Raw genomic sequence first — 13,318 nt, 5'->3', positions numbered from 1 at the left:
TCCGGTTAGAGGTAGTTCAGGAAGGACAGGCGCGAGAGCCGCGCGGTGATGGCAAAGCTGGAGTCGAGTTGGTTTTGCAATTGGGTCAGACGGGTGGCCGTGTCATATTGGTCAACCCCTTCGAGGTTCATCACCTCCCCATCCAGAAACAGCGCCCGGCTTTCTTGGGCCGCGATCGTATCAGCGAGCTGTGCGCGTTTCAGGCCGGTCTGGGTTTCTAGATCGGTCAGCCCTTCGAGCCCCGCGCCGATGGCGCTGCGGGCCTCGGTTAGCCACGCATCGCGGGCGGCCTCATCGGGGATGTCGCTGGGGTTCACCGCGCTCAGCATGGCCAGACCGCGGATCAGATCGCGGATTGCCGGGTCATTGGCTTGGGCGGTTTGGGTGAGGGTTTGCGTCTCTGAGGTGCGCGAGGTCAGCGGCGGATTGCCCGACGGCGCGCCGTTGTAAAAGGTGTTCTCGAAATTATGGTTGAAGAACACCGAACTGTCGCCAAAGCCCGCCTTGAGGTCATCGATGGCGCGCTGCACATCCGCCACATCGGTCAGAGGGCCGCCGATCATGTGATCCACCGCAATGGCCGGGGATTCGCCGGTGCGCGGGTTGATCTCATCCCACGCTTGCAGCGGGTTGGTGTCGCTGCGGGTGCCGGACATCAGGAAACCGGAACTGTCGCTGACCGCCGCACGTTCCAACACCCGGTCAAGCGCCGTGCGCGCCGCCTGCGACAGATAGGTCGTCGAAAGCCCGCCCGCGCTGTCGGCGGTGAAGGCTTGCTCAAGCACCTCTTGGCCCACGTCGCGCATAGCCCCGAGCGATGTTTCCACGGCGAGGAAACGGCGGTCCAAAAGCGCATTGGAGGTCAGGAAACCATCGTTGCGGGTGATCTGCATGCGAATGGCGATGGCATCGGCAGAGCGGTGGCCCAGATCGTCATAGGGGTTGGCCTTCAGCCCGGTCGTCACCTCTTTGGACACATCCGAGATCTCAGCGGCAAGGCGGCTGGTCTGTTCGCGCTGGCGCAGGCTTTGCAAAGCGGTGGAGACGGTGCGGGAAATCTCGGTCATCCTATCCTCACACGCTGGCCAAAAGGGTGTCGAGCATATCGCTCAGACTGGTAAGCACCTGCGAATTCGCGCCGTAGGCCTGTTCGATCTCCAGCAGCTTTTGCAGTTCGGTATCGACGTTCACGCCCTCGATGCTGCTGCGGTTGTCCTCGAAGGTGATGAGCCGCACGCGCGCCGTCTCGGCCTGCCCATCTGCCCCCACCCGCAGCACGTTTTGTTGGCTGACCAGATCGGCGGCGTAATCCCCCAAACGCGCATTGGTGCTGAGGCCCGTGGCCGCGTCAAAAGCCATGCCCGTCTCAAGCACGTCGACAAAGGCGTTCAACTGCGTGGTGTCGCCCGGCTCGCCGGGGAATGTGGCACCGGCACCGTCGCGCAGCCGCCAAAGCGCACCGCCCTTGTCGGGCTGGACGCTGTCATTTAGCGCAAGCCGCCCGGCCAGCCCGTCCAACTGCGCCGGATCGAAAGCCCCGCCTGCATCAGTGAAAAGCCCCGGCTGCCCGGCCCCGACGGAGGCATCTGCGGCCTCGAAACTCTGCACCAGCCCGCGGGCGAGTTCATCCAATTGCAGCTTCATCTGCGGCAGGTCATTGGCGATCAACCCGCTCAGCCCCGCAAGGCGGCCACTGTCGGACCCGCGCGCGGTGGCGCTGTTTGGCGTGATGTCGATGTCCCCGGCCATCAGCCGCCCCGTCTCGGGGTTGGCGTTCAGCCGCACGGCGGTTTCGCCATGGACCAATTCCGTGCCGCCGGTGGTGTGCAGCGTCAGCGTTCCATCCGCTTCCCAACGGCTTTGGAAATCCATCTGACTGCCCAAAGCATCAAGGCGGCGGTTCATCTCATCCATCAGCCCGCTGGTGCCGGTGGGATCGGTCCCGGCAAGGGCCAGACGTTCGTTCAACGCGGCGATATCCGAGAGCGCCGCATTCACCTCGGCCACGCTCGCCACAAGGCTGTCACCGGCCTGCGCGCGGCTGGCCTCAAGCCCGATGGCGGCCTCGTTGATGCTGTGCACCAAGGTCTCGCTGCGCGACAAAAGGTCGTTCTGGGCGGCGGGGTCGGAGGGGTTGTTGGCCAGAAGGTCGAGCCCCGCCTGAAACTCCGCCAGACGAGCGGCAGGGGAGACTTCATCGCCCGGCTCACCCAGGGTGATCAGATAGCTGCCGAGTATCTCACTGGTGGCAGAGGCGCGGCCCAATTCAGCCGAAGCATTCCGCGACATGCCTGCAAGGCGTTCATCCACCTGCCGCGCGATGCGCAGCTCCACCGTGCCACTTTGTCCGTTGGTCGTGACCTGCGCGGCCTCGCGCCGGACGTAGCCTTCGGTTTGCGCATTGGCGATATTGCCCGCAACAAGGTTGGCGCGACCCTCTGTCGTGCTCAGCCCGCTGCGGGCAATGCTAAAGGCAGATGAGATGCTCATTCATGCACCGGGTTAGCGTTTGATGCTTAGCGTTTCACTCAGCATCTCATCGCTGGTGGTGATGATCTTGGCGCTGGAGGAATAGGCCCGCTGCGTCTGGATCAGGTCGGTCAGCTCTTCCGCGATATCCACGTTGGAGCCTTCGAGCGCCCCGCTGTTGATGCTGCCCAGACCGTTCAACATCGGGTTGCCGATGCTCACCGCGCCGGAATCGCGGGTCGCCACATAGGCGTTGCCGTCGACCGATCGCATCTGGTCGGGGTTGGCGACATTGGCAAGCGGCACTTGGAACAGCGCGCGGCGCTGACCATTGTCGAAGACGCCGTAAAGGATGCCGCTGTCGCTCATCTCGGCCCGCTCAAGGCTGCCGGTCTCGGTGCCGTCATCCGAAAAGGCCGGGGGCGTGTAGTCGCCCGAGAATTGGGTCATCCCCTCAAAGGTGCCGGGCGCGCCGAAGTCGATCTCAAGCGGTTGGGGGGTGCCGCCGTTGTTAATTTGCAACGTCACCACGCCGGTCGCGGGATCAATCGGGAGGGTGCCGGGCGTGTAGCTCGCCGGGCTGCCTGCATTGACGCCGCTGTCGGTGAAATTCACCATCGCATCGCCGTAGTTGTTGCCCGCCTCATCGCTGATGTTAACAGTCCATTCATTGGCCGTGGCCCCCGGTGTCCAAGACAGGTTCAGCGCATCGCTGCCGCCCAGTTGGTTCACATAGCGCAGGGTGGATTCAAAGGCCGTGCCGGTGGTGCCAGCGCCGGTCTCCTGTGCGGGGACATTGCCCGAAACGCCAACGCGGGTGCTGGGCGTGCCTTGGACCTGATAGCTCGCCACATTGACGGTGCTGAGGTCATTGTAGCTGGTGCTGCTGACACTGCCCGTGGCGCCGCTGGCATCCGTGGGAAAGCCCGAGAGGAAATAGCCCGCCGAGTTGCGCAGGTTGCCGTCCTGATCCGGGGTGAAGGAACCGGCGCGGGTCAGGTAGTAGTTGGATTCGACAGGATCGTTGGGGTTGCGCGAGACGACGAAGAAGCCGTCACCCTGCACCGCCAAGTCGGTCGAGCGCCCCGTGCCCATGATATTGCCATTGGCCGAGATATCGGCGCGCACATCCGTCAGCACCCCCGCCTGCGTCGACCCGGTGTTCTGCGTCACGAATTCCGAGAAGGTCCGCCGGTAGCCAACCGTATTGGCGTTGGCGATGTTGCTCGAGATGTTCTGGACGCGGGAGGAGTTGGCCTGCAACCCGCTGACCCCGATCTGAAGGGCGCTTGTAATGCTCATGACTTGATCCTGCTCGTTCTTGTTATTCTTGATTTATACATGAGAAAGCCGATTCTGCATGGCCAAAGCAAGAATAAAATTTGTATTTGATATTTATGTCACTGACTTTCCTTGACGTCCGTCACCTTGGTCACGGCATCTAGGATACGATCCGCGCTCTCCATGCTCAGCCGCATCACGTCTGATCCCAGCGGCCCCTCTTCGGCGGCGCGCGCGCCCAGCCCCGTGGCTATCTCGGCCCAGCCGGGCAGGTCGGCCAGCGCGGGGAAGGCCGTGGCGGCCCTTGCGACCGTGGCACTGTCGCCCGCCTGATAGGCGGCGAGGGTCAGGCGGGTGGCATCGGCAAAGGCAAACTGCTGGGGGTGCGCCTCCCACATCTCAAGATAGGCGTGCCGTGCAGCGCCCCATTTGCCGGTCTCGTAGAGGGCCACCGCGCGGCTGCGGCGCAGGTCCATGTCTTGGGCGCGCAGGCGCAGGGCGGCGAGTTCATCCGACCGGCCCGCCTGCGCCAAGGCTTCGACCAAAAGCGCTTCGGCCTCGGCGCCCTGATCGTCGGCATAGCCGCTGAGCAGGTCAACTGCCGCATCCGCCTGCCCACCTGCCAAAAGCGCACGCGCCTCGCCGCGCCGCAAGCGCGCCATAAGGCTGGCATCGGGGGCAGTCGCCCCGCCCCGCTCCAAAGTCTGGGCCATTTCGCGCAGGGCGCGATACTCCCGCGCAGCGAGGGCGGTCATCCCGGTATCCAGCAGGCGTTGCGGCACGGCCATGGCATGGCCAACAAAGCCCGGATCGAAACGCCAGCGGGCGCTGATACGGGTGTGCCCTTCAAGGAAAGGCCCGAGGTCGATCTCCCCCGCCGCCCCCTCGGCATAGAAGGCACCGTAGATCGCCCGCGCCTGTGCACGCAGCGCCCCGGCCTCCTCTTCAGGGGCGGTGCGCAGCAAATTATGCAGCGCCCACAACGCGGTATCGGTGTCGCCCTGCTCTGCGGCAACCTCTGCCAAAAGCTGCGCGCCTTCGCGCCCGAGGGCATCCCCGCTCCACATCCAGCGCCCGGTTTTCAATAGCGACAGCGCGTCTTGTCCCGGCAGGGTCTCGGTCTCGCGCCCCATCCGGACCAAGGCCAGTCGCGCCCGCTGCGCATAGGCATCGCGGCCCTGTGCGGCTTGGGCATAGCCATCGAAAGCCATCAAAAGATCGCCCGACACCTCGGAGGCGCGGGCCAGAAGGTAGCGATAGGCGGGGCCATCGCGCAGCTCGGCATGGTCGGGGAATTGCGCGGCCAAAGCCTGCGCCACTTCCCAATCCTCGGCCTCCAGTGCCGCTTCGAGCAGATCGGGCAGAACGGCGGCTTGAATGGCTGGCGACAGGTCGGCGAGGCTTTCCAAAGTGCGCGGCATCAAGCGCGCCGCCTCAGCCACCGCGCCCAGCCGGGCAAAGGCCGCCGCCCGCAGGGCCTGCCCCTGCCCCCAGCCGACGGACCATGACACCGCCTGCCCCAGATCGCCACCCGCGCCCCCATCGAGCAGGGCGAGCGCGAGGCTCAGGGTCCGGTGCCGCCGCGCGGCATCGCCGGAGAGGGTTTCGCCATCGAGCGCTTCCAGAAAGCCCGCCGCCTCGGGGCGCATCATCCAAGCAAGGTGCAATTCCGCCAGCCCCAGCAACACCTCGGTCCGCGCAGGATCCTCCGGCGCGGAGACCTCTGCCAGCCGCGTCATCAATGCTTCGCGCGTGGCGAGAAAGTCCTGCTCCCCCTGCTCAGCCAAGGACAAAGGCGCAAAGACAGCACCCCCCTCCGCCGTCGCGGGCGGAGCCAAGAGCAAAGACAGGCCAAGAACAATGTTGTGCAGATGCTTCATTATATGAATAGATGCACTTTATTCTTGTAAAGATCCATTCTTTATTTCACACTGATCTTCATAATGTCACGCCATCCTTGCCCAAACTGAGGCCCGTTATGACGGAAACCAGCCATATCAGCATGTCGCTGGCGACTTCCCTCCAGCGCCAGCTCGACATCACCGCCAACAATATCGCCAACGCCAGCACCGCGGGCTACAAGGGCGAACATGTGGTGTTCGAGGCGCTATTGCAGGACAACACTGCGCTTGGCGACGATCAGGCGGCTTTCGTCAGCGATACCGGCTCCTACATCGACACCCGCCCCGGCGCGCTGTCGCAAACCGGCAACCCGCTGGACGTGGCGCTGCATGGTGAGGGGTGGTTCAGCTATCAAACCGCCGACGGGCAACAGGCCTTTGGCCGCGACGGCAGCTTTGCGATCGACCCTGAGGGCAATCTGACGCTCCTGTCGGGGGCCAAAGTGCTCGACGCGGGCGGTGCGCCGATCCAACTGCCCCCTGCGGGCATGGGCGATATCAACATTTCCGAAGATGGCACCATTTCGGGCAGTGAGACCGGCCCGCTGGGCCGGATCGGCGTCTTCGATATTCCTGAGATTCAAAGCTACAAACGGCTTGGTGGCGGCATGCTTGTCGCACCTGAGGGGGCCGCCAAACCGGGCGTGGCCGAAGCCGTGCAGGTGCGCCAAGGCACGCTGGAGCTGAGCAACGTGAACCCGGTGCGCGAGATGACGCGGCTGATCGACGTGCAGCGCGCTTATGAGCGCACCAATACCATGATGGGCAATGCGGACGACCTGCGCCGCGACTCGCTCAAACGGATCGCGCAGGCGGTCTGACCCGGCATCCGTAGAACGGAAGGAACGAGACAATGAAGGCACTCAGCATCGCCGCGACCGGCATGATGGCGCAGCAGACCAATGTCGATGTGATCTCGAACAACATCGCCAACGCGAACACCACCGGGTTCAAGGCCAGCCGCGCCGCCTTTCAAGACCTGATCTATCAATCCATGCAGCGCGAGGGCGCCGTCACCTCAGAGGCCGGATCGACCCGCCCCGTGGGCATCGACATCGGCATGGGCGTGCAGACCGCCGGCACCGTGCGGCTGAACACTCAAGGCGGCATGGTGGCCACGGAAAACCAACTTAACGTCGCCATTGACGGGCGCGGCTATTTCTCGGTCACGCTGCCGGATGGCGGCACCGCCTATACGCGCGACGGGTCATTCCAACTCTCCCCCGAGGGCGAGATCGTGACGATGCAGGGCTACCGCGTCGAGCCGGGCATGGTCGTGCCCGAGAACACGACGGCGGTCGAGATCAACGAACAGGGCGTCGTCATGGCCTATGTTGAGAATGATCCCGTGCCGGTGGAACTGGGCCAATTCAACCTGACCACCTTCGTTAACGAGCCGGGGATGCGTCCGGTGGGCAACAACTTCCTGCTGGCGACCGAAGCCTCAGGCGAGGCGCAGGTGGTGAACCCCGGCGATCCGGGCGCGGGGATGATCCGTCAGGGCTATCTTGAGGCGTCCAACGTGAATGTCATCCAGCAAATCACCGATCTGATCTCGGCGCAGCGCGCCTATGAGATGAACTCCAAATCCATCGAGACCGCAGACCAGATGCTCTCGGCTGCGAACCAAATCCGCTAATGCGACGGCTCGCCGCCCTCTTCCTTGGCCTGATGGCGCTGACGGGCCCTGCCCTCTCGGCGCCCATCGGCGTATTGGTCGAGGAACGCGCGCGGGTGGACTACGCCGACAGCCTGCCGCAAGAGGGCGCCTTCGAGATCACGGTCAAGGACGCCCCCGCAGACGAGGTGCTGACGCTGGCCGAGTTTTGGATGGACCCGCGCAGCGGCAAGTTTCTGACCAATGCGGTGCTTGAGACGGGCGAGGTGCAGCGCATCGCGGGCTATGCCCTTGTCACCATGCCGGTCCCTGTGCCCATCACCCGCCTGCTGCCCGATGACATCATCATGGAAGACGACCTGACCGTGATGCGCCTGCCCGTGGGCCGGATCGGCGCCTACGTGATGACGGATATGGAAGAGGTCGTCGGCAAACAGGTGCGCCGCGTGCTGACGCCGGGGCGGCCCATTCAGACGCAATCCATCATCCAGCCGCTGGTCATCAACCGGGGCGAGCGGGTGGAGATCTATTTCAGCGACGGGCTTCTGGCCCTCTCCTCACCCGGGCGCGCGCTTGATGATGCGCATGAGGGGCAGGAAATCCGTATCGTGAACCTTGTCAGCAACAAAACGGTCACCGGCATCGCCACCGGTGAAGGGACCGTGGAGATCCTACGATGACCACCGCTTTCGCGCGCCCCTCTGTCTTGATGTTCGGCGCCGCCCTTGCCCTGTCCGCCTGCGATACCGCCGATCATTTCGACCGCGATCCGCAGCCCTCCCCGATTGTGGTGGATGGCCAAGCCATCCCCGAGGTCGCCCGCGTTCAAGTGCCGATGCCCGCCGTCGCGATGGAGCCGCCCCGGCGCGGCAGTGCCAAAGCCTCGCTCTTTACCGCGCGCAGCCAGCCGCTGTTTTCCGACCAGCGCGCCGATGACATCGGCGATATCGTTACGGTCGTGATCTCCATCGACGACCGTGCACAACTGCGCAATTCGACGGACCGTGAGCGCGAGGGGGCAAGCTCGGTCGGATTCCCGACATTCTTTGGCTATGGCGCGAAAATTGCCGCAATTCTGCCCGGAATCAGCGCCGCCGATCTGCCGAGCGGCGATATCGTCGAGGTCGGATCGGCCTCGGAGGCCAGCGGGTCGGGTGCCATTTCGCGCAATGAACGGATCGAGCTGAAAGTCGCCGCTTTGGTGATCGACAAGCTGCCAAACGGCACGCTCGTCGTCGCGGGACGTCAAGAAATATTGGTTAATCAGGAGCTGCGCGAGCTGCGCATGGCCGGGATCGTGCGCCCTGCCGACATCCGCGATGACAATACCATTTCTTACGACAAGATCGCCGAGGCCCGCATCGCCTATGGCGGCAGAGGCACGCTGTCGCGCGCGCAAGAGCGCAGCTACGGCGAAGACGCGATGGATGTGATCCTGCCCTATTAATTCCTGACTTGGTCACAAAGTGAGACCATTGCCGTCGCAATCGACCGTTAAACCTGACGAAAGCTCAGGAAAGGTCGAACATGAAAAAGGCAGCAATCGCATTCGTAGCACTCCCCTTGCTTTGCATGGGTGCGGGCTATGGCGCCGGTCTGGCCCTCGCCCCTGCCCCAGCCGAAGCGGCGGGGACAAAGAGTGATGAAAAGACCGCTTATGACGCAAAGGAGACGGCAAAGGACGCCGCCCATGCGCCCGAGAAAGACGCCCATGGCAATAAAGGTGAGAAATCCGCCAAGGGCGATGATCACGCGCCGATGGACGGTTATGAACTGGCCAAGGACCGCACGGTGGTGCGCCTTGGGCAGATGACGATCCCGGTCGAGAAGACCAACAGCGTCTCTTATGTGGTCGCGGATTTCGCGCTCAAGATGGGGTCATTGGAATTGGCCGAACGCTACCGCCGCGTGGAAGACGCGACGCGGATGCGCGATTCGCTCTTGCAGGCGATGAACCTAGCCGCCGAAAGCGCCGTGCTGCGCGGCGTGGCGATCGACAGCGAAGCCCTGTCGCGGCTGCTGCGGGATCTGATCAGCAAAGAGCATAAGGGCGTCGATGATGTGATGTTCGTATCGCTTTACAAACAAGACGTGGCGCGGCTCTGACACGCGCCACAGCGCAGGTTTAGAGAACCGAACGCACCACGTTCGACAGCACGGATTCCCCGTTATCCAGCTCCAACTCCGGCCCGTAGGCGGTGAAGTTCACCCGCGTCACCTCGGACCGGGTCAGCGGGGTGACACCCACATCGTTGCCCTCGGCATCCGTCGCCGTGATCTCAACCCGGAAGGTATCGGGCGGCACCGGCAGGCCCACGGAATCGAGGCGGTTCCACTCCACGTCGATCACCTCCCCTTCGGCGGTGGAGGGGCCGGGCATCTCGCGGATCAGGGTGCCGTCTTCGGAGAAGATCCGAACGGTCACCTCCTCCGCCCCGGCGTTGAGCTGATAGCTCAGCGGGAATTCATCTTCGGTCATGCGCACTTGGGTCGAGGGCACCAGCACGTCGCGCCCGATCAATTGCAGGTCCGACATTGCGCCCACGGTGGAAAGCATGGTCGAGATTTGCTCAAGGCTCGCGTTGGTGGCGATGCTCTGCTCCACTTGGGTCAACTGCGCCAATTGCGAGACGAACTGCGTCGAATCCACCGGGTTCAGCGGGTCTTGGTTCGAAATCTGCGCCGTCAGCAGGGTGAGAAAGCTGTTGTAGCTTTCCTGAAGCTCAGCGGATGAGGTCGCCGCCGCCGAAGTGTTGGCGGTGCTCAGGGTGCTTGCTGTGGTCGCGTCGATCATGGTCTCGCCTTTCAGGTGAGGATATCTAGCTGCCCGGCGCCGAGGCGGGGGCTGGAGGTCTGGGCCGTGGGCGCGGCGTCACCGCCCTGCGCATCATCGGCCTGTGCTGTGGTCTGGGTGAACGCAGGGCCCTGTTGTTGCCCGCCGTTGCGGCCCCGGTCGCCGAAAGTCTGGAAATCGAGATCCGCATTCTCGGCGCTGATGCCGCGCGATTGCAGCGCGTCCAGCAGTTGCTCACGGTCTTGCCGCAGCATGTTCAGGACCGAGGCGCTTTCGGTGGTCATGGCGATCTGCATGCGCCCTGCCTCACTGCGCACCACCTCGATCTCGATCTCACCCATACCGTAGGGGGAGAGCGAGAAACGCAGCTTGTTGTCCGCCGTATCAAGGCTGCGGATCTGTTGGCTGACGTGCTGGCGAAGCTGTTCTTCCGGCGCGGCGGCAGGGTTCGGCGCAGGGGCCGGCGTGGGCTGGGCCGGGCTGAGGCGTAGCCCCTCGCTCTGCGGTGCCTGCGGCGCGGTCAAAGCGGCGACCTCGCGCAGGACGGCCTCTGCCGCCGGGGCATTTGTGCCGGGCTGGGCTACCTTGGCGGCATCTACAGCGGCGCTGAAACGCTCGGCGGCAGCGGTGAGGCGCGGGTCTGCGGCTTCAATGCTCAAGTCCACCTTGGGGGCTGCGGTCGTGCTGTTCTCGGCCTTGGCGGCTAGGGGCGGTTCTGTCGCCCCCACGGTGGCGGCTCTCGGGGCCGGTCCCTCACTCGGCATGACGGCTTTGAGCCTGCTCTGTTCGATGCTGCCTTCGGCCTGCAACACCGGCGCGGCCCCTTCGGAGGCCATCACGCGCGCCCCCTGCTGGGCCTGCCCCATGGCCATACGTCCCACAACCGGCAGCGCGGCCGAGGCGATGCTCAATTGGCTCGCCGGGGTGGGCAGGCGCAGGGCACCGGCGATCCTCTCCTCCAAAGCAGCCTCAAGGCTGGGGTCATCCACATTCGCCACCGCCTCCAGCGCGCCGAGGTTTTCGGGCGGCGCTTCGCCCAAGGCTTCGGCAAATGCCGCGAGGGCGGCTTTCGGGGTGATCGGCTGGCTGGTCTCCTCCAACCCGGCGAGGGTGTGATCCATCAGGGCCATCAGCCCCTCTGCCGTCTCAAGGTCGATGTCCTCGGGCAGCGGATCGGGGGCGACTTCCGCCTCTGGCGCGGTGGCTTGCAGGTCTTGGACCTGCGCCTCCGACACGCCCCCCTGCCCGGCCAACCCCTGCATCAGGGCGGCGAAGCCTTCGGCGGCCCCCTTCCCCGAGGGCTGCCCGAGACCTGCGGCATTCGGCACCGCAGGTGCTGCCTGAAGTTGAGCGATCATCTGACGTCCTCCAACTTGGGATCCACGGCGGGATTCCGAAGGCTCTTGTAGGATCAGGAGATCCGCACGTTCCCGCGCTGATCTTCAAAAGCGCGGCGTGCGCTGCGGGCCTCGACGAGGGCTTTGAGCCGCAGGGTCCACTGGTTAAGGGTCACGGGCGTCTCTGTCCCGGTCAGCGCACGCAGCGAAAGCTGCGCGCCCTCAGCAGGGGCTGCAAAGACCGAATGACTGTCAACCGGACGGCCCCAGTACTGCCCCAGAACCGCGCTTAGCCCCATGCGGAAGGCCGCAGGTTCAAGCCCCAGCTTGAGCAGCTCATCCGCCTCGGCGGCGTGATGGTAGGCCTGCCCCAAAGCATGCAGAACGCTGTCTTCGTCCATCATCGGGAACAGGCCGCGCCCGATGATCCCGATCAGCACTTCGCCCACCAGCGCACCGGCGGCTTGGGAGATATTGGTGAAATTGTCGCTTTTGCGAATAACGACGAGCGAGCCATAAGGCACATCGGCGTCGAGTTCTTCGGCAAGGATATCGCCAAGGCAAATGCCCGGGATCGGTTCGATGCAATCTGGCATTGCCACCGGATGACCGGCCCAATCCTGCATCTCGAAGACCGAAGCTTGAACCGGAATCAGCGCCCGGATCAGCATGTTGAAATGACGGCCATCGGCCGATGAATCCATGTGGCAGGCACCCTTCCAGATGCCACCTATAAGTGAGTTTACCTGCATTTCCGCCTCGTTCAGGACGTTCTGTCCATGGTTTATCCGGGCGATTTTTAAAGGTTTTTTGGGTGCCCGGTGCTCGATTATTACATAAGGTCTAGATCGCAAGACCTTGACCGTCAACAATTTTACAAGACCGTGCCATTTTTTTTGGGAATCAGCGGCAGGGATGTCGCACTTTTGCCTAGGATGGAGATTTCGCACAACCGGGCCGATAGAGCCTTGAAAACAAGGTCTACTCGGCTTGATAGACCAAGCGAATCGAGATCCGCCGGTTTTCCGGCGCCAGGGGATCGACCGTGTTGATCGGTTGCGTGTCGGCCACACCCGACACCCGCATAAAGCGCGCGCCTGCGATACCTGCGGCCATCAGCGTGCGGCGCGTGGCATTGGCGCGGTCTGCCGAAAGCTCCCAATTCGTATAGCCATTGTTCGCGCCAAAGGCGGCGGCATCGGTATGGCCCACAATCTCGACCGGCTGGTTCTGTTCGGCAATCACATCGCCGATGGCCAGCAGCAGCTCGCGGGTCTTCGAGGTCACCTCGGCACTGCCCCGGGCAAAGAGCGACCGCTCATCCTGATCGAGCACCTGAACCGTCAGCGCCCCGTTCGATTTCTCCAATCGGACATTGCGCGCCAGATCGTTCAAAGCGCTGTCCGAGGTGATCCGCTCGGCGATGTCCTCGGCCATGCGGTCGATCTCGGACTGGCGGCGCTCGGATGCCTCGATCGCGGCGAGAGTGGCGGGATCGGCTGGCGCCGCAGGTTCGGGCGCTTCGGCATATTCCACGACCACGGCGGCAGGCTTGTCACGCAGGCGGCTGTCGAAGACCATCATCGGATTGTCGCGGCCAAAGGTCGGCTTTTGGACATTGCCGGTGTTGTCGACCGCCCCGGTCATCACCCCTGCGGCCATCAACGGGCGCAGGTCCGCCGCCGCATCCGAAGAGGATCCGCCGTCCGACACCGTGGGGGTAAAGTAATTGGCCAGCCCGCGCAGCTTTTCCTCATCCGAGGCGGCGAGGATCCACAGCAGCAGGAAAAACGCCATCATCGCGGTCATGAAGTCCGCATAGGCCACCTTCCAACCGCCGCCATGGTGGGCGTGGCCGCCCTCCGCGTCGTAGCGCTTGATGATGATCATCGCGTTCTTCTTGTCAGCCATCACGCGG

13 protein-coding genes are annotated in these 13,318 nt (G+C 63.9%); 5 read left to right on the top strand and 8 right to left on the bottom strand.

Features of this window, described 5'->3' with window-relative positions:
• Positions 1-5 precede the first annotated feature (5 nt).
• From FCK22_RS10265 to FCK22_RS10250, 4 genes are all read right to left on the bottom strand, one after another.
• Positions 6-1,067 (bottom strand): flagellin, encoded by a 1,062-nt coding sequence (locus FCK22_RS10265; RefSeq protein ID WP_067262380.1) that lies wholly within the window; start codon positions 1,065-1,067, stop codon positions 6-8.
• Between the two features lie 7 nt (positions 1,068-1,074).
• A complete protein-coding gene (gene flgK / locus FCK22_RS10260) occupies positions 1,075-2,490 on the bottom strand; it encodes a flagellar hook-associated protein FlgK (protein WP_067262382.1) in 1,416 nt (471 codons plus the stop codon).
• A gap of 12 nt (positions 2,491-2,502) precedes the next feature.
• Positions 2,503-3,771 (bottom strand): flagellar hook protein FlgE, encoded by a 1,269-nt coding sequence (locus FCK22_RS10255; RefSeq protein ID WP_067262384.1) that lies wholly within the window; start codon positions 3,769-3,771, stop codon positions 2,503-2,505.
• A gap of 98 nt (positions 3,772-3,869) precedes the next feature.
• Positions 3,870-5,630, bottom strand: a complete 1,761-nt coding sequence (locus FCK22_RS10250) for a hypothetical protein (protein WP_067262387.1) — start codon at positions 5,628-5,630, stop codon at positions 3,870-3,872.
• Between the two features lie 98 nt (positions 5,631-5,728).
• Between FCK22_RS10250 and flgF the strand changes: the two genes are divergently transcribed.
• The 5 genes from flgF to FCK22_RS10225 all read left to right on the top strand — a co-directional run bounded on the left by flgF (position 5,729) and on the right by FCK22_RS10225 (position 9,375).
• Entirely contained in the window at positions 5,729-6,472 is a 744-nt protein-coding gene (flgF, locus tag FCK22_RS10245) for a flagellar basal-body rod protein FlgF (RefSeq protein ID WP_067262389.1), read from the top strand.
• Between the two features lie 32 nt (positions 6,473-6,504).
• Entirely contained in the window at positions 6,505-7,290 is a 786-nt protein-coding gene (gene flgG, locus FCK22_RS10240) for a flagellar basal-body rod protein FlgG (RefSeq protein WP_067262392.1), read from the top strand.
• A complete protein-coding gene (gene flgA, locus FCK22_RS10235) occupies positions 7,290-7,949 on the top strand; it encodes a flagellar basal body P-ring formation chaperone FlgA (protein ID WP_067262393.1) in 660 nt (219 codons plus the stop codon). The genes flgG and flgA overlap by 1 nt, the downstream gene beginning before the upstream one ends.
• Positions 7,946-8,716 (top strand): flagellar basal body L-ring protein FlgH, encoded by a 771-nt coding sequence (locus FCK22_RS10230; RefSeq protein WP_067262396.1) that lies wholly within the window; start codon positions 7,946-7,948, stop codon positions 8,714-8,716. Before flgA ends, FCK22_RS10230 begins: the two co-directional genes overlap by 4 nt.
• Before the next feature lie 80 nt (positions 8,717-8,796).
• On the top strand, positions 8,797-9,375 hold the full coding sequence (locus FCK22_RS10225; RefSeq protein ID WP_136720408.1) for a hypothetical protein: 579 nt from the start codon (positions 8,797-8,799) through the stop codon (positions 9,373-9,375).
• Positions 9,376-9,394: 19 nt separating this feature from the next.
• Here the strand turns inward: FCK22_RS10225 and FCK22_RS10220 are convergent, their stop codons facing one another.
• The 4 genes from FCK22_RS10220 to FCK22_RS10205 all read right to left on the bottom strand — a co-directional run bounded on the left by FCK22_RS10220 (position 9,395) and on the right by FCK22_RS10205 (position 13,311).
• Entirely contained in the window at positions 9,395-10,063 is a 669-nt protein-coding gene (locus tag FCK22_RS10220) for a flagellar hook capping FlgD N-terminal domain-containing protein (protein ID WP_067262400.1), read from the bottom strand.
• A gap of 11 nt (positions 10,064-10,074) precedes the next feature.
• A complete protein-coding gene (locus FCK22_RS10215; RefSeq protein ID WP_067262403.1) occupies positions 10,075-11,421 on the bottom strand; it encodes a flagellar hook-length control protein FliK in 1,347 nt (448 codons plus the stop codon).
• Positions 11,422-11,474: 53 nt separating this feature from the next.
• Complete coding sequence (locus tag FCK22_RS10210; protein ID WP_067262405.1) at positions 11,475-12,104, bottom strand: hypothetical protein; 630 nt, start codon at positions 12,102-12,104, stop codon at positions 11,475-11,477.
• A 277-nt stretch (positions 12,105-12,381) separates the two neighbouring features.
• Complete coding sequence (locus FCK22_RS10205) at positions 12,382-13,311, bottom strand: flagellar motor protein MotB (RefSeq protein ID WP_067262407.1); 930 nt, start codon at positions 13,309-13,311, stop codon at positions 12,382-12,384.
• Between the last annotated feature and the right edge of the window lie 7 nt (positions 13,312-13,318).

Source organism: Sulfitobacter sp. 15WGC (assembly GCF_005068605.1).
GTDB classification, from domain to species: domain Bacteria; phylum Pseudomonadota; class Alphaproteobacteria; order Rhodobacterales; family Rhodobacteraceae; genus Sulfitobacter; species Sulfitobacter faviae.
This window is presented reverse-complemented; position numbering and strand designations above follow the sequence as displayed.